Origin of the sequence: Thioalkalivibrio sp. ALJ2 (genome assembly GCF_000378325.1) — a bacterium.
Lineage (GTDB): Bacteria > Pseudomonadota > Gammaproteobacteria > Ectothiorhodospirales > Ectothiorhodospiraceae > Thioalkalivibrio.
The window spans coordinates 46,823-62,195 of sequence record NZ_KB899554.1; the positions used below are offsets into that span (position 1 = coordinate 46,823).

Below are 15,373 nucleotides of genomic sequence, written 5' to 3' on the forward strand. Positions count from 1 at the left end.
TCCCCGTTCTGTATCCCGTGTGGTGGGCGCGCCCCGCCGCACCCTCCCGCGCCTGGCCCCGTTGCTGATGGCGCTGACCCTGGTCGGTTGCGACGCGCTGGGCACCCCGACCGAGGCCGAGCACCGCGAACGCGCCGAGCGCCACATGGAGGCAGGCGAATATGCCGCGGCCACCATCGAGTATCGCAACGTGCTGCAGCGCAATCCGGACCCCGAGGTGCGCGGCCGCCTGGGCCTCGCCTATCTGCGCGACCAGCAGCCGGAACCGGCCGTGCGCCACCTGCAACGAGCCCTGGAGACGGGCGCGGACCCGAACGAGTACGCCCTGCCCCTGGCGCGGCTGCTGTTCATGCTGGGTGGCAGTGGGGCAATCGCCGAGATCCCCGAGGCCGATGGCCTGGAAGGCGAGGATGCCGCGCGCCTGCTGGCCTATCGGTCGCTGGCGGCCTATCAGGCGGGAGACGCCACTGCCGGATCGGATTATCTTGAGGCCGCCCGCGAGGCGCATGACGATCTGGTCGAGATTCATCTGGCGCGCGCCTACAAGGCGATGTCCGATGGCGACGCCGAGCAGGCCATGAAGATGACCGATGCGGCCCTGGAAACGGACGCCGAATTTTCGCCTGCCTGGTCCCTCAAGGGAGACCTGGAACGGGTGCAGGGCGACCCCGAGGCTGCACTCAAGGCCTTTAGCCGCGCCGTCGAGTTGCGCCCGGATGCGATCGCCGAACGCCTGAAGCGCGGGCTGATGCACGTCGAACTGGGGCAGTTCGACGAGGCCCGGGCCGATGGCAAATTCCTCAAGGATGGCGCACCCAACCACGCCGGCGGCCACTTCCTGATGGGGCTGATCGAGTTCGAGACGGGCGAACCCCTGCAGGCTCGCCCCCACCTGGAAGAGGCGCTGGCGGCCTCGGCCAACTACCGCCTCGCGATGCCCTATCTGGCGGCCATCCAGCTGGAAGAAGGCAACTGGTCCCAGGCGGAACGCCTGCTGGAGCGCCACCATGCGCTGGGCCCGGCCAACGCGATGAGCTATCGGCTGCTGGCCCAGCTGCGCATTGAACAGGGCCGCACGCAGGATGCTCGACGGATCCTGGCCGAGGCACTGAGCGAGCGGCCCGACCTGATCGAAGCCCTGGGCGATCAGCTGGCCGCGCTCTATATCGGCGAGGGCGACACTGAAAGCGGGATCGAGGTCCTGCGCGAGGCCCTGGCCAACCGCGCGGACCGCCCGGAACTGCAGGAGATGCTGGGGATTGCCCTGGTGCGGCACGGCGACCACGAGCAAGGCATGGCGCTGCTGCACCGAGTCGCCAGCGAAAGCGCGGATGTACGCCTGGCCGACTACTCGGTGGCCCTGGCGCATATCCGGGATGGGCAGTACGAGCAGGCCCTGGAAGCCACCCAGCGTCTGCGCGACAAGGACCCGGAAAACCCGCAGGGCTTCAACCTGATGGGCGCCGCCCTGCTGGGGATGGGCGAAACCCACGAGGCCCGCCTGATCTATCAGGAAGGACTGTCACTCCATCCGGACAACAGCACCCTGGCCCTGAACCTGAGCTCGCTCGAGGTCCGCCAGGGCAACCTGGAGACGGCCCGCGAGATCCTCGAGGACCTGCAGGAACGCGACCCCGGGCATCCCACCTCGGCGATTCGGCTGGCGACACTGCATTTCCAGCAGGGCGAGATGGAGGCCGGCAAGCGCTGGCTGCAGGACGCAATCGAGGCGCACCGGGATCGGATCGAGCCCTACCTGATGCTGGCACGCGCCCAGAACCAGCAGGAGGATCACGCCGCCGCCCGATCGACCCTGGAAAAAGCCCGCGAACATCACCCCAACGACACCCGAGTGCTGGGCCTGCTGGTCGATCTGCAGGAGCGCGAGGGGGACTTCGCGGGCGCGGCACAGACGCTTGGGCACCTGGCCGTACTGCGGCCGGATGCCGCGGAGCTGCGCTTCCGGCAGGCGCGCAATCTCGCCGCGCTGGGCGAGACCGAGCAGGCCGTCACGGCCCTGCGCGAGACGCTGTCGATCGACTCCAGCCACATGAGCGCGCGCATGGTGCTGACCCGCCACCTGAGTCTGGCCGGCGAGGTCGACGAGGCGCGTCAGGTCTTCGAGCCCGTTGCGGAGCGGGCCCCGGAGGCGGCGCAGGTGATCGCGCAACAGGCCTGGTTCGACGCACAAGCCGGCGAGCTCGACAAGGCAATCGAGGGCTACGAACGCGCCCTTGAGCGTGAGTCCCGACGCGACTGGCTGGTGGAGAAATACCAGGTTCAGCAGCGGGCCGGCCATTCCGACGCGGCCCTGGAGACGCTGCAGGGCTGGCTGCAGGACCACCCCGATGATCTCGCCTCGCGCCACCTGCTCGGCTCGGCGCAGATCAACGCCGGCCACGAGGCCGAAGCCCTGGAAACCTACGAAACCGTGCTGGAACAGCGGCCCAACGATGTCATCGCGCTGAACAATGCGGCATGGCTGGCCCGCGAGACCGACAACCCCCGCGCCCGCGAGTATGCCCAGCGGGCTGTCGAACTGGCCCCGGATCAGCCCGCGATTCTCGACACCCTGGGCGTGGTCTTGCTGGAGGGCGGCGACACCGAGAACGCGCTGGAGACCCTGCAGCGGGCCTACCGGATGAGCCCGCAGGCACCGGATATCGGGTTCCATCTGGCACAGGCCTACCAGGCCAGCGGCGAAACCGAACAGGCGCGCGCCCTGCTGACGGAGCTGCTGGAGGCCCACGAAGATTTCCCGGAACGCGAACGGGCGCAGTCGCTTCACGAGTCGCTGTAAAACCGGAAAAGCGAGAAAGACGCGCCGAGCTGAAGCCCACGTCCGCGTGGGCTTCAGCTTTTCCGGCCAGCGTCGAAACTGGCGCCAGGACTACTGCGATTTCTTCAACAGCAGGTTGTAGCAATTGCCCGAGATCGAGGAGTCGACCACCTGGAACCCGGCGCTGGTGAAGCGACTCAGGATATCGCGGGCCTCGTACGGGGTATGCAGGATGCCTTTGCGCATGCCCCAGCGGTTGATGCGTTCGGCAATCAATTTGAGTGGCTGCGGCGTGCGCGGATACAGCAGGACGTTCGCGGCCAGGGTGCCCCCCGGCTTGAGCACCCGAAAGGCCTCGTGGATGGCGCCGTCCACATCCGGAAAGCAGTGTACCGAGTTGGCGATGTTGGCCGTATCGAACTCGCCGTCGGCGAACGGCAGCTCCGCGGCGTCGGCGTGTTTGACAGTCACGTGCTCGTCCTTTGCGAAGCGGTGGCGCGCGCCCGCCAGCATGGATTCGGCGTAATCCACGCCAACGATTTCGCTCTCCGGCAGTTTGCGCCGGCGCCGCCACTTGATCGCCATCTCCAGCAACGTCCCCGTACCGCAGCCGATCTCCAGATGCCGGGCCCCCATGTTGCGGCCAAAAAAACGGATCTGGGCGCCCAGGGTGCTGTTGTAGGCAAAGGTCAGGATGAAAAACCCCCGCGCGTCGTACCACCAGGGTGGCGACTTGTAGGCCTCGGCAATCTCGTCGCGGGTCTTGGCACGCTTGGACATGTGACATCTCCTTCACGGAAAGAACGGCCGAGCCCCCAACTCCGCCGTCCGTTTTTTTTACAAAGGCCTTTTCCAGGACCAAGGAAAAACAAAACAAACGCCTTGAAAATCCGATAGTTAACACTTTTGGCACGCAGCCTGCTTTACTTCACTCGCAAGACAGGACGACTAGCAAATTGAAGTGGAAGTAAGCGTTAACCCAAACAAATTGATGCTAACTGGTGGAGGATTACAACATGGAAAGGTTCAAGCAAACAGCGCTGGGGGCGGTACTGGCAGTGGCCAGTCTGGGGCTTGCGAGCACCGCACATGCCGGCGTCTTCACGATTGATGATTCGCAGCTCGATCTCTCGACGATCGCGGTCGGCGAACGTCAGGTTGACCGTATTACCGGCGGGTATGAGGAGCTGCTGACCCTCGATACCGACGGTTCCTTCGACGCGGCGGCCTACTGGAACGTAGGTCAGTACTTCCTTGGGGGTACAGGCGTCAGCAATCGTCTGGGCGCCGGCGGGGACGACGGTGATCTGTTCTATGGCCTGTATGCCGTGTTCGAGTCCTCCGGGACTTTCGACGCGGGTTCGGGCGAGTTCACCGGCACCACCGGCTCGATCGCGCTCTACCTGGATCCGAATCTGGATACCACCTTCGGGTTTAACTCGGGCGATGCGGCCGACGGTGTGGCCCTTGGCGGCACGGGTGATGACATCCTCGTAGGCTGGTCCGACATCTTCGAGCGGGGCGCGGGTCGCTTTGAACCCGGCTCGGACGATATCGGCAGCTTCGCGCTCATCTTCAACGAGTGGATGCTGACGGATGAAGGCAAGCAATTCTTCACCAGTCCGGACCCGTTCTACATGAATGTCCGAGTATCGGGTCAGTTCGACTTTATCGAGGGTTTCGAGGAAGTCGATCAGCGCACTACCTTTGATGTGGTCGGCTCGGCCGACGCCCGGTGGTTCGGGGTACCCGAGCCGGGCATGCTGCTTCTGCTGGGAACCGGGCTGGTAATGCTCGGCTTCGTCGCCACGCGACGCCGCCGCCGCGAGACTGGCCTGGCTGCCTAGCAGCCCTTGTGGTTGGGCCTTCTGCTCCCCCCTGGGTGGAAAGCCTCTCCCGGCCCCTCGTCTTCGGACGAGGGGTTTTTTTATGTCCGAACATACGAAACGCGAGGCTGGATGGCTGCTGTTCAGACCTGGGCCCGGAGACGTGCGAGTCGACGTCGTCCGATCGCCAGCAGCAGGCGCTGCAGGGGATTGCGGTTGCCACCGGGGCGCCAGGTGCGGGCGAGGCGCTGGCGATAGGCATCGAAGTGAACGCCGCGCGGGGCCCAGACGACACGGCCACGTCCCAGCAGGATCTTCAGGGCCTCGGTACCCATGACCCCGGCGCACAGCTCGCAGGCCATCACGGTGGACGGGCCATGCTGCGCCCTCAGGTCGACGGCGGCAGGATCGGCCAGATAGCCCATCTGCATCATCGACGGGGCCAGGCCCATCATGAAACGCAGCGCCAGCTCCTCGTCGGGCAATCCATCGCGCAGGTCGAAGTAGTCATCGAACGACAGACCACCCGGGCGGAAATTGAGCAATGCGGCCCCCATGCCGAGCGGGGCCACGGTGATCGCCGGGATCCCCCGCTCCGCGCACGCGGCGAAGACCTCGCGGCGGACCTGAAACACGAAAAAGTCGAGCCCGTCGACGTAGAGGTCCACACCCTGCAGGAAGGCCTCCAGATTGTGCTGGTACACCCCCTCCGGGAATGTGGTGATCTCGAGCTCCGGATTGATGTCCAGCGCCATCTCGCGCAGGACCTCGACCTTGGGTCGGCCCAAACGGGACATGCCGGCCCCCGCCTGGCGGTTCATGTTGTGCAGCTCGAAGCAGTCGAAATCCGCGATATGAAAGCGCCCCACCCCCAGGCGGGCGAGCGTCAGCAGATGGCTCCCGCCGACACCCCCAAGACCGGCGATCGCCACCCGCGCACCGCGCAGGCGTTCCATCTCCGGCCAGGTCACCCAGCCATGGGTGCGCCGGAACGCCGCGTGATAGTCGAATTCAGGCATCAGGCCGCGCTGGCAATCGCGTCCCAGAGAGAGTCGGAGGGATGGGGGTCGGAGAGATTGGCATAGGAGTGTGCATACAGCTGGCTCAGCGACGGTGAACGGTGAATCCCGGCCAGGGCTGTAAGCAGACTAATATGAAACGGCGCGCGGCGACCATGGTAGTTCTGAAGCGTGCCGATCTGCTTCACCTTCAGGCCGTGGCGACGCAGGATGCGCGCCAGAGACGGCTCCATCATGGCGAAGGCATGCGAGCGGCCCTCGATCTCCATCATGGCGACCGCACTCATGAACAGACTCAACGCCAGCAGCGGGAAGGTACGCGCCTGTTCCAGAGGCACATTCAGCAGATGAAGGTCCCCGACAGGAGTGACCGACTCCCCCAGACGTCGCCGGAACAGGCCATTGACGGCCAGTCGGGAGACCTCGCAGATCGCGTCCCGCTCCAGCCGGTCCGGGCGAAATTCGGTCTCGTAAAAGCAGTTATCGCAGTGGCGCTCCATCGGGAGTTCGTGGATCTTCTGACGCGCGTCAACATGCACGACCCGGACGCAGCCCGCGTGGGTACCGCTCACCACATGCTCCAGCAGGCAATGCGTGGACTGGGCGTCATATTCGTCGATCTCGCGCTCGCCCGGGCAGCTCTCCGGAGACTCGTAACGAAACTCTCGGCAGTAGACCTCGTAGCGCAGTCGGTACACCGCCTCCAGCTGCTCCTTGTCCGGCTTCACCAGAGAAAAATAGCGGCAGAATGCCGTGATGAGCGGGTCATCCTGCACAGGGCACTTCCATAGCCCTTGGGGCGTGATACACACGCGGGCGCCAGCAACGCTTGTACCCCGGCGCCGCGCGGTACGGGAGCGGTGGGTGTCCGGCCAGTTGCGCATAGTGGGGGCGCACCGGTGCGTCGCCCAGCCCCAGCCGGCGGCGCCAGGCGGACAGCGCCACGCCGGACTCGGCAGTCAATGCACGAAACGGCAGCCGCAGCCCCCGGTGATCACAGGCCTCGCCACACAGCTCGATGGGGATATGGTGGCGCTGGAGCAGACGCGCGAGGGCTGGTCGAATCATGAACAGCAGAAAGTCATACCCGTGGTCTTCGGCATAGGCCTGGGCGGCCTGGCAAAGGTGATACAGCAAACGCGGCGATCCGCGTTCCGGTGAACCACGAGCAATCAGACGGGAAACCTCGAGCACCCGCGGGGACTCGACCCTGGGCGTCGCGAAGGCATCCTCAAACAGATGCCCGGCGGCCATGGTCGGGAGGAGACCCGCCTCCGGCCGGATCAGACGCATGGCGCCAACCCAGTGCCCGCCGTCGTACAGCCCGCCCATCCGCACCAGAAAATGAGCGGCGTGCTCGTCGTGGATGTCGCGCTCGAAACCTTCCGGGTAACGCTCGGCCGCTTCGAAACCAGTCTCCAGACAGTACACCGCGTAGCGCATCCGATAGTGGATGCGACGCGCCCGGGCGCCCGTGGCGAGATACACCTGATAGGACGGGGAGTGCCCATCCGGCAGGCAACGATCTGAGGTGGGGCGTCCCGGTTCGACGCCAGCATGGGTATACAAACGTTCGTCCTCCATTGCGTAATTCAATACGGATTTCCCCGGCCAGAGGCGCATGCCTTCAAGCCGTCGTGTCGATGCGTTGACCCGGACCATTGCGCCTGAGAAAACGCAGGCCCAGACCCACTCGGCGATCGGATACCACGACGGCATCGAAGGTCCCGGCGGTCGGGAGCATTAGCTGCAAGGCGGTATCCGGCGGCAAATACGGGTACTGCCCGACCAGTGCAATCCGCGCGCCACCCCGCGAAAGATCCATCAGGCGGCACTTGCGCCACTCCTTTCGGATGCCGATCTCGGTCAGCAGGTTGACCGCATACCGAGGCCAGCAGCGCTGCTCGGGCCGGCCGGGTGTCTTGCGGCCGTAGCGCCAGGCGAATGCGGCCGACCAGTGCCTCGGGTTCGGCGAACAGGCGTAGAGATCGGCCTGAGCCGGATCCGTAATCGGTGGCTCCCCGAGCCGGTCGATTACGGCCTCCACCAGCTGTCCGGCCCAGGACTCGTACTCTTCGTCACTGGCACTGAACCGATGGAGCTGTCGGTAGATGTCGTTCATCAGTGCGAGGCGCTCGCTCCAGTTCCGCTTGAGCATGGCGGGATGCCAGAACTCCGCCAGATTCTGCGCGAGACTTCTCTGGCCCAGATCGTCGTGCATTTGAGAATCCCTCCCAACCGCCAGGCCACCCCCCTGCCGCAGCCGTTTCGAGCCTAATCGAACAAAGCCCAGCAAACTGCGTACCAGTTAACGTAAATCCCTGATCCGTTATAAAACCGCGAAAATTTATTAGAAAACTCAGCTTCAAAATTTTTTCAGGTGTAAACATTCTCGACACGTGTAGACAAGGGAAAACAAACGATCTTCAATAGCCCTAGACGTCTCCCGAGGTGGGGCTCAAGCAAGGTGCCAATCGACCTTGCGGGGAACCCTTTTACCGGAGAACTGTTACTCCGTTCGAAGACCCACAAGGCGTCATTGAACGTCAAAGGGTTTAACAGGGGGCAACAAGAAATGGAAAAGATTGTTCAGGATTTTGTTCAGCGGGCGCGCGCCACCTGGCGCCGACGCTGGTGGATTCTGCCGATTGCCTGGATTGTGTGTCTGGGCGGATGGGCTTACATCCAGAGCCTCCCGGATACCTATCAGGCTAATGCGCAGGTATTCGTCAACACTCAGTCCGTCCTGAACCCGCTGCTGCGCGGGATGACGGTGCGCCCGGATACAGAAGAGCGGCTGCGGATGGTGACGCGCACCCTGCTCAGCCGCGACAACCTGGAGACCATCGCCCGGCAAAGCGACCTGGACGTCTACATGGGTAGTGCCGACCTCGACGCGCAGGTCAGCCTGCTGCGCAGCAGGCTGACCCTGGACGGCGAACGGCGCGAAAACATCTTCACTGTGCGTTTTCGCCACAGCAATCCTGATGTGGCCGAGCGCGTGGTCCGCGAGACGGTGAATCTGTTCATGGAGCGCGGCCTGGGCGACTCGCGCCTGGATCTGAGCACCTCGCAGCGATTCATCGAGCGCCAGATCGAGATCTACGAGCGCCAGCTGCAGGCCAGGGAAGCCGAGATCGAAGACTTCAAGCGGCAGAATGCGCGCTTTATCAGCGGCGACGGCAACTTCTATTCGCGCCTGGAACGCGGCCGCGAACAGGTGGCCCAGGCAGAGCTGCAACTGCGCGAGGCCCACAGCCGCCTGGCCGCATTGCAGCGCCGTGCCGAGGAGAGCCGGTCGGGTGGCGGCACGGTGAGGGCGCAGTACCGCAACCCGGAGCTGGACCGCCGGATCAACGACCTGCAGGAAAACATCGATGCCATGCGGCATCGCTACACCGACGACCACCCCGACATCGTCGCCGCAAGGCGCATCCTCTCGGAGCTGGAAGAGCGCCGCTCGCGCGAAGCCGCCGACTACGCGCGCAACCCGGCGGTCGTACCCATTGGGGCTACCGGGGGTGGCGACGCGCTGCAGGCCGCGATCACCGACGCCGAGAGCGAGATCGCGATGCTGGAGACCCGGATCGAAGAGTTCCAGGCGCGGGTCGCGCGGCTGGAACAGGACGTCGACCGCGCTCCGGCCGTGGAGTCGGAGCTGACCGCGCTGACCCGCAACTACGACGTACTGCGCGACTCCTACCGCCAGCTCCAGAGCCGCCGCGAACAGGCGATCATGTCGGGCGCGGTGGAGTCGGAAACCGACTCGGTCGATTTCCGCGTCCTCGAGCCGCCGCGCCGACCGACAGCCCCCTCGGCACCCGACCGCCCACTGATGGCCACCGGCATCTTGCTGGTCGGTCTGGGCGCGGGCACGGGCTTCGCCTTCCTGCTTTCACAGCTGCGGCGGACGGTCAGCAATCGGCGGCAGCTCGCGGAGATCGCCGGTCGCCCGGTTCTGGGCACCATCTCGGCCGTACGCACACCCCAGATACGGCGCCGCCGCAGGCTGGAGCTGTCGGCCTTTTCAATGGCCCTGGCCACCCTCCTTCTGGTGTATGCCGTGGTCATGGGTCTTTACCTCACCGGATCGGCCGGTGTTCTCGACGAACTGCTGAGCCTGTTGCGATGAACGGCCGCGGCCATCGGCCCGGTGTATCGCACGCAACGCATCAGGGACCGGGATGCATTTGTTCCATGGAGGCGCGGGCCCTGCGGGCCGGCGCACGGCAAGGGGAGCCAGACGCTCATGAGCATCATTGAAAAAGCCCTCGACAAGAGCCGGTCGGCTCCCATACAGCCCCTGCCCGCCGACGCAGCATCCGGACACACGGACCGGGAAGCGGGGGGCACGGAGGCCCCGGCATCCGGGCACGGCGAGCACTCGGCGGCAGCTCGCATCGACTTCGGGCACCTGCGGCGGCAGGGGCTGATCGTGCCCGGCGACCAGCGCTCCACCCTGGCCGAAGAGATCCGCATGATGAAGCGGCCGCTCTTGAACAACGCGTTCGGGCGCCACTCCGCAATGCGGATACCCCGCGGACGGCTGATCATGGTGACCAGCTCGCTGCCACGCGAGGGCAAGACCTTTCTGACCACCAACCTGGCGATCAGCATGGCGATGGAGGTCGACCGCACGGTATTGCTGGTCGACGCCGATGTGGCCCAGCCGACCGTTCCGAGGGTCCTCGGGTTCGAGGCCGAGCGCGGGCTGATGGATGTCCTCACGGAGCCGGACCTTGGCATCCCCGATGTCCTGATGCGGACCAACATCGAGAACCTCTCGGTGCTGCCCGCCGGGCGCCCGCACGGGCGATCCACCGAGATCCTGGCCAGTGACGGGATGCGGGCCTTGCTGGACGAACTTCACGATCGCTATCAGGACCGCATCATCCTGTTCGATTCCCCCCCGCTACTGGCCACCAGCGAGCCGGGCGTGCTGGCCGCCGGGATGGGACAGGTCGTGATGGTGGTCGACGCCGAGCGCACCCCGGCCGCCTCCGTGGAGAACGCGATGCAGCAGCTCGCCGGCTGCGATGTGGTCCTGACTGCACTCAACCGAGCGCCCTCCACCCCGGGGCTTGGCTATGGCACGGGCTACTATCACGAGCGCCCGTACGGGGAGGTGAGCCATGAGCACTAACCAGGGACGGGTGCGGGTCACACACCGCAGGGAGGCCCCGGTACGGAACGGCCGGGCGATCTGTCTGATCGCCGTGCTGGGCGGCGGCACGCTGGCGCTGCCCGCCTCGGGCCTGGCCACCGAGTGGGACTTCACCCCGCGCGTCACGGTGGGGGTGGAGGCGACCGACAACGTCCGCCTGGCCCCCCGCGGGCAGGAGGATGCGGACCTGATCGGGCATGCGCGCCCCGGCTTCACCCTGCGCCGGGACGGCGTGCGCAATGACACCCGCGTGGACTACCAGCTCAACCATCGCACCCACCTGTCCGAGTCGAGCGAAGACCGCACGACCCACATGCTGCGCGCCCGCAACCAGACCGAGGTCATCGAGGACACGTTCTTTGTCGACGTGACCGCCTCGCGCCGGGAACAGGCCACCTCGCTGCTGGACCCGGTCGGCATCGGCGGCAGCACGCCACGCAGCAACATCGAGGAGACCTCGTATTACAGCGTGTCGCCCAACCTGCAGAACGAGTTCGGCACCTTTGCCCGCCAGGACATTCGCTACACCTACGACGAGCGGCACTACCACCGCAGCAACCGGGCCAGCAGCACCGGCAACCGCGCGGAATACACCCTGGACAGCGGCCCGACCTTTGATCGCGTGTTCTGGCAGCTGGCGGGCTTCTACGACCGGCTGAAGTACGAAGACGGGCTGGAGGGCGAGTTCAGCGAGATCAGCGCAACCCTCGGGTACAACATTGGCCGCACCCTGCGCGTATTTGGCGTCGTGGGCGAGGAGTTCAACGACTACGAAACCCTGCGCGACGACGACGATGGCAGCTTCTGGGAGGTCGGTGTCGGCTGGACCCCGACACCGGTGACCTCCGTCGAGGCACGTTATGGCGAACGCTTCTTCGGCACAACACGAGCCCTCAGCGCGACGCACCGCAGCCGCCGCGCCAGCTACGGCGTCAGCTATTCCGAGGGCATCAGCTCGACCCGCGATCGGCGCGAATTCATGTTCCTTGACGTGTCCCAACTGGCCGAACTGGAGGGCATGACGTTCGAGGAGATCTTCGACCAGTACACCTTCGAAGAGCTCCAGTTACTGTTCACGAGCGCGCTGGTTACGCAAGAAGCGCTGATCGAGGGGTTCTATCTGACACGCAGTGCCCGTGCGAACTGGCGCTACGATACCGGGCGCAGCGTGTTCGGGGTTACCGGCTACCAGACCCGACGCGAGGCCGAGTTCGACACCGGTGCCGGCATTTTCGAAGACGACAATCGCCGCACCGGCGTGATCGCCTTCTGGGAGCTGACACTGGGGCCGCGCACCACCACGGAGCTGAGCTCCGGGGTCTCGCGCACGGAGTTTCTGGGCAGCGACCGCGAAGACGACTTCTTCTACTTCCGCGCCAGCCTGAACCGCCAGTTCGCCCCGGACCTGCGGGGCAGCCTGGCCTATCGCTATCAGCAGCGGGATTCGAACAGCCGGGTCAACGAATACCGGGAAAACTCGATCATCGCGCTGATCACCAAGGAGTTCTGAGCATGTACGAGAACTTCTATGGGCTGCAGGGCAAGCCCTTCGCCCTCAGCCCGGACCCGAAATTCTTCTACGCCAGCAAGGGCCATCGGCGGGCCATGGCCTACCTCGAATACGGCGTGCAGCAGCAGGAGGGTTTCATCGTCATCACCGGCGAGGTCGGGGCCGGCAAGACGACCCTGGTGCGCAGCCTGTTCGAGACACTCGGCACCAAGCGGGTACTCGCGGCACAACTGGTCAGCACTCAGCTGGATGCCGAGAACCTGCTGCGCTCGGTGTGCCTGGCCTTCGGCCTGGAAGGAACCGGCGACGACAAGGCCAGCCAGCTGCGCCACATGGAGCGCTTCCTGCTGAACACGCGTTCACGCGGGCAGCGCGCGCTGCTGGTCGTGGACGAGGCGCAGAACCTGAGCATGGATGCGGTGGAAGAGCTGCGCATGCTGTCCAATTTTCAGGGCGTTGACGGGCCGCTGTTGCAGAGCTTCCTGCTGGGCCAGCCCGAATTTCGCGACATCCTGCGCAGCGAAAACATGCAGCAGCTGCGCCAGCGGGTGATCGCCACCTATCACCTGGGCCCGATGGACGAGGACGACACCCGGGCCTACGTCGAGCACCGCCTGTCGCGCGTGGGCTGGGAGGGAACGCCCCACTTCGCCACCGATATCTGGCCCGTGATCCATGAGTTCACCGGCGGCATCCCGCGCAAGGTGAACACCCTGTGCGACCGCCTGCTGCTGATGGGCTATCTCGAGGAGCGCTACGACCTCGACGCCGACGAGGCCCGCCGGGTGATCGACGAGATCGAGGAGGACTTTGGCGCGCAGCAGGAGACGGCCGAGCCGAAACCCGGGAACGCCGTGAATGGCGTGATCGATACCGAACGCGCCGTTGCCAACGAGCTGACCCTGATCCGTCTGGAAGACAGCTACGAGGCGATGGAAAAACGCCTGGAACGGATCGAGCACGCCCTGGCGATCAACTACCGACAGTCGCAGCGCATCCTCGACGCCCTGGACTCGCTGGACAAGTTCTCGGGCTTCGACCACAAGGAGCTCGCCCGGCACTAGTGCCGGGGAAACCGCCATGCCGTCCGCACCGCCCACCGTAGCCAATGCCCTGACCGTCGATGTCGAAGACTATTTTCAGGTCTCGGCCCTGGCGCCGCATTTCCCGAGCCATTGCTGGGAGAGCCAGGAGTGCCGCGTGGAGTACAACCTCGAGCGGATCCTGGCGCTGTTCGATCATCACCGCGTGCGCGCGACCTTCTTTACCCTTGGCTGGATCGCCGAGCGCTATCCCCAGGCGGTGCGCCGAATCGTCGACGCCGGGCACGAGCTGGCCAGCCACGGTTACGGGCACCAGCGGGTGACCGAACTGGAGCCTCAGGCATTTCGCGCGGACATCGTCCGCGCCAAGGCCATCCTGGAAGACATCGCCGGTGTCGAGGTGCGCGGCTATCGCGCCCCCAGCTTCTCGATCGGCGAGGGCAACCTGTGGGCGCTCGACCTGCTGGCCGAAACGGGCCACACCTACAGCTCGAGCATCTATCCGGTCCAGCACGATCACTACGGCACGCCGAGCGCGCCGCGTCACCCCTATCGCCCGCGGGGCCCCCAGGGCGTGCTGGAACTGCCCCCGGCCACCCTGCGCGTTGCTGGCCGCAATCTGCCGGCGGCCGGTGGCGGCTACTTTCGGCTGCTGCCCTATGCGGTCTCCCGCCAGGCGTTACGGAGGATCAATAACAAAGACGGTTTGTCCGGGGTGTTCTATTTCCACCCCTGGGAGATCGATCCCGGACAACCGCGTGTCCCCGGCGTGAGCGCCAGGACGCGTTTTCGTCACTACCTCAACCTCGGGCGTACGGAACGTCGACTGCAGCGGCTGCTGCAGGACTTCCGCTGGGGCCGCATGGACCAGGTCTTTGCCCACCTCCTCGCCAGCCCGGCGCCGCCAACCCCGACGACAGCGAACAGCCATGCTCAAGTCCACTGACCAGCGACCCACGATCTCGCGCGCGACCGCGTTGCGGGTCCAGAACCTCACGCCTGCCGATGTTGCCCGGTGGGATGCCTTTGTCGAGACCTGCCCGGTGGCGACGTTCTTCCATCGCGCGGGCTGGCAGACGGTCATCGAACAGGCCTTCGGGCACTCGACCCATTTCCTGTTTGCCGAAGGCCCGAACGGGATCGAGGGTGTCCTGCCCCTGGCGCGCGTGCGCAGCTTTCTGTTCGGCCATTCCCTGGTTTCGCTGCCGTTCTGTGTGTACGGCGGCATCGCCGCGCGCACCGAAGAGGCCTTCGTGGCCCTGGACAACCGGGCCCGGGAGCTCGCGCAGCAATACAAGGTGGATTATCTCGAGTACCGCCATATGGCGCCCTACCACCCGGACCGACCGACCAAGCACCTGTATGTGACCTTTCGCAAGGAGATGGCGAAAGAGGTCGAAGAGAACCTGGAGGCGATCCCGCGCAAACAGCGGCGCATGGTGCGCAAGGGCATCAAGGCCGGCCTGGTCAGCGAGATCGACCGGGACATCGAGCGATTCTTCCCGATCTATGCGGCCAACGTGCATCGCATGGGGACGCCCGTGTTCAGCCGGCGCTACTTCCGCATCCTGCGCACCGTGTTCGGCGACGACTGCCGGATCCTGACCGTCACCGACGCGGGGACCCCTGTGGCCAGCGTGCTCAACTTCTACTTCCGCGACCAGGTCCTGCCCTACTACGGCGGCGGCACGCCGCGCGCCCGCGAGGTGGCCGGGTATGACTTCATGTACTGGGAGGTGATGCGCCGGGCCTGCGAGTCGGGTCTGCGCCTCTTCGATTTTGGCCGCAGCAAGCGCGATACCGGGTCATTCAGCTTCAAGAAGAACTGGGGCTTCGAGCCCCAGCCCCTGTACTACGAGTACGACCTGGTGCGTGCCCGGGCCATGCCCGACGTGAACCCGCTCAACCCGAAGTACCGCTACTTCATCCAGGCGTGGCAGCGACTGCCGCTGGCGGTGGCCAACCGGGTGGGGCCCTGGCTGTCCCGCAATCTCGGGTAGTGCTCGTGACCGTTATTCAACACCCCAGCACA

General features: G+C 65.4%; 13 protein-coding genes. 8 read left to right on the forward strand and 5 right to left on the reverse strand.

The window, feature by feature from the left end:
- Positions 1–19: 19 nt before the first annotated feature.
- Positions 20–2,800: an XrtA/PEP-CTERM system TPR-repeat protein PrsT gene (gene prsT / locus F468_RS0100240; RefSeq protein ID WP_018994384.1), complete on the forward strand. Its 2,781-nt coding sequence runs from the start codon at positions 20–22 to the stop codon at positions 2,798–2,800.
- Between the two features lie 90 nt (positions 2,801–2,890).
- Here prsT and F468_RS0100245 read toward each other — a convergent pair whose 3' ends face one another.
- Positions 2,891–3,559 (reverse strand): class I SAM-dependent methyltransferase, encoded by a 669-nt coding sequence (locus F468_RS0100245; RefSeq protein WP_018174996.1) that lies wholly within the window; start codon positions 3,557–3,559, stop codon positions 2,891–2,893.
- A gap of 236 nt (positions 3,560–3,795) precedes the next feature.
- Between F468_RS0100245 and pepA the strand changes: the two genes are divergently transcribed.
- Positions 3,796–4,626, forward strand: coding sequence for a flocculation-associated PEP-CTERM protein PepA (pepA, locus tag F468_RS0100250; protein ID WP_019023129.1), 831 nt, complete (start codon positions 3,796–3,798; stop codon positions 4,624–4,626).
- Between the two features lie 122 nt (positions 4,627–4,748).
- On the opposite strand, the gene F468_RS0100255 is transcribed toward pepA, so the two are convergent.
- The 4 genes from F468_RS0100255 to F468_RS0100270 are packed head-to-tail and all read right to left on the reverse strand — an operon-like array spanning position 4,749 to position 7,845.
- Entirely contained in the window at positions 4,749–5,624 is an 876-nt protein-coding gene (locus F468_RS0100255) for a ThiF family adenylyltransferase (protein WP_018174998.1), read from the reverse strand.
- Positions 5,624–6,400, reverse strand: a complete 777-nt coding sequence (locus F468_RS0100260; protein ID WP_018994385.1) for a PEP-CTERM/exosortase system-associated acyltransferase — start codon at positions 6,398–6,400, stop codon at positions 5,624–5,626. The genes F468_RS0100255 and F468_RS0100260 overlap by 1 nt, the downstream gene beginning before the upstream one ends.
- The gene (locus tag F468_RS0100265) at positions 6,390–7,208 is read right to left on the reverse strand and encodes an acyl-homoserine-lactone synthase (protein ID WP_018994386.1); all 819 of its coding nucleotides are present in this window, start codon (positions 7,206–7,208) and stop codon (positions 6,390–6,392) included. Before F468_RS0100265 ends, F468_RS0100260 begins: the two co-directional genes overlap by 11 nt.
- Positions 7,209–7,251: 43 nt before the next feature.
- The gene (locus F468_RS0100270; RefSeq protein ID WP_018139497.1) at positions 7,252–7,845 is read right to left on the reverse strand and encodes a PilZ domain-containing protein; all 594 of its coding nucleotides are present in this window, start codon (positions 7,843–7,845) and stop codon (positions 7,252–7,254) included.
- Between the two features lie 354 nt (positions 7,846–8,199).
- Between F468_RS0100270 and F468_RS0100275 the strand changes: the two genes are divergently transcribed.
- The 6 genes from F468_RS0100275 to F468_RS0100300 all read left to right on the forward strand — a co-directional run bounded on the left by F468_RS0100275 (position 8,200) and on the right by F468_RS0100300 (position 15,341).
- Entirely contained in the window at positions 8,200–9,756 is a 1,557-nt protein-coding gene (locus tag F468_RS0100275; RefSeq protein ID WP_018994387.1) for an XrtA system polysaccharide chain length determinant, read from the forward strand.
- A 117-nt stretch (positions 9,757–9,873) separates the two neighbouring features.
- A complete protein-coding gene (locus F468_RS0100280) occupies positions 9,874–10,767 on the forward strand; it encodes an XrtA-associated tyrosine autokinase (RefSeq protein ID WP_018139499.1) in 894 nt (297 codons plus the stop codon).
- 73 nt (positions 10,768–10,840) lie between these two features.
- Complete coding sequence (locus F468_RS0100285; protein ID WP_018175001.1) at positions 10,841–12,298, forward strand: TIGR03016 family PEP-CTERM system-associated outer membrane protein; 1,458 nt, start codon at positions 10,841–10,843, stop codon at positions 12,296–12,298.
- Positions 12,299–12,300: 2 nt separating this feature from the next.
- Positions 12,301–13,362 (forward strand): XrtA/PEP-CTERM system-associated ATPase, encoded by a 1,062-nt coding sequence (locus F468_RS0100290; RefSeq protein WP_018994388.1) that lies wholly within the window; start codon positions 12,301–12,303, stop codon positions 13,360–13,362.
- A gap of 16 nt (positions 13,363–13,378) precedes the next feature.
- Positions 13,379–14,287, forward strand: coding sequence for an XrtA system polysaccharide deacetylase (locus tag F468_RS0100295; protein WP_018175003.1), 909 nt, complete (start codon positions 13,379–13,381; stop codon positions 14,285–14,287).
- Entirely contained in the window at positions 14,271–15,341 is a 1,071-nt protein-coding gene (locus F468_RS0100300; RefSeq protein ID WP_018994389.1) for a FemAB family XrtA/PEP-CTERM system-associated protein, read from the forward strand. Before F468_RS0100295 ends, F468_RS0100300 begins: the two co-directional genes overlap by 17 nt.
- The last annotated feature ends 32 nt before the right edge of the window (positions 15,342–15,373 follow it).

What these genes read in the sequence shown, in the direction of transcription:
- F468_RS0100245 (WP_018174996.1), bottom strand. Translation starts at nt 3,559, where the DNA reads ATGTCCAAGCGTGCCAAGACCCGCGACGAGATTGCCGAGGCCTACAAG.
- pepA (WP_019023129.1), top strand. Translation starts at nt 3,796, where the DNA reads ATGGAAAGGTTCAAGCAAACAGCGCTGGGGGCGGTACTGGCAGTGGCC.
- F468_RS0100255 (WP_018174998.1), bottom strand. Translation starts at nt 5,624, where the DNA reads ATGCCTGAATTCGACTATCACGCGGCGTTCCGGCGCACCCATGGCTGG.
- F468_RS0100265 (WP_018994386.1), bottom strand. Translation starts at nt 7,208, where the DNA reads ATGGAGGACGAACGTTTGTATACCCATGCTGGCGTCGAACCGGGACGC.
- F468_RS0100270 (WP_018139497.1), bottom strand. Translation starts at nt 7,845, where the DNA reads ATGCACGACGATCTGGGCCAGAGAAGTCTCGCGCAGAATCTGGCGGAG.
- F468_RS0100275 (WP_018994387.1), top strand. Translation starts at nt 8,200, where the DNA reads ATGGAAAAGATTGTTCAGGATTTTGTTCAGCGGGCGCGCGCCACCTGG.
- F468_RS0100280 (WP_018139499.1), top strand. Translation starts at nt 9,874, where the DNA reads ATGAGCATCATTGAAAAAGCCCTCGACAAGAGCCGGTCGGCTCCCATA.
- F468_RS0100290 (WP_018994388.1), top strand. Translation starts at nt 12,301, where the DNA reads ATGTACGAGAACTTCTATGGGCTGCAGGGCAAGCCCTTCGCCCTCAGC.
- F468_RS0100295 (WP_018175003.1), top strand. Translation starts at nt 13,379, where the DNA reads ATGCCGTCCGCACCGCCCACCGTAGCCAATGCCCTGACCGTCGATGTC.
- F468_RS0100300 (WP_018994389.1), top strand. Translation starts at nt 14,271, where the DNA reads ATGCTCAAGTCCACTGACCAGCGACCCACGATCTCGCGCGCGACCGCG.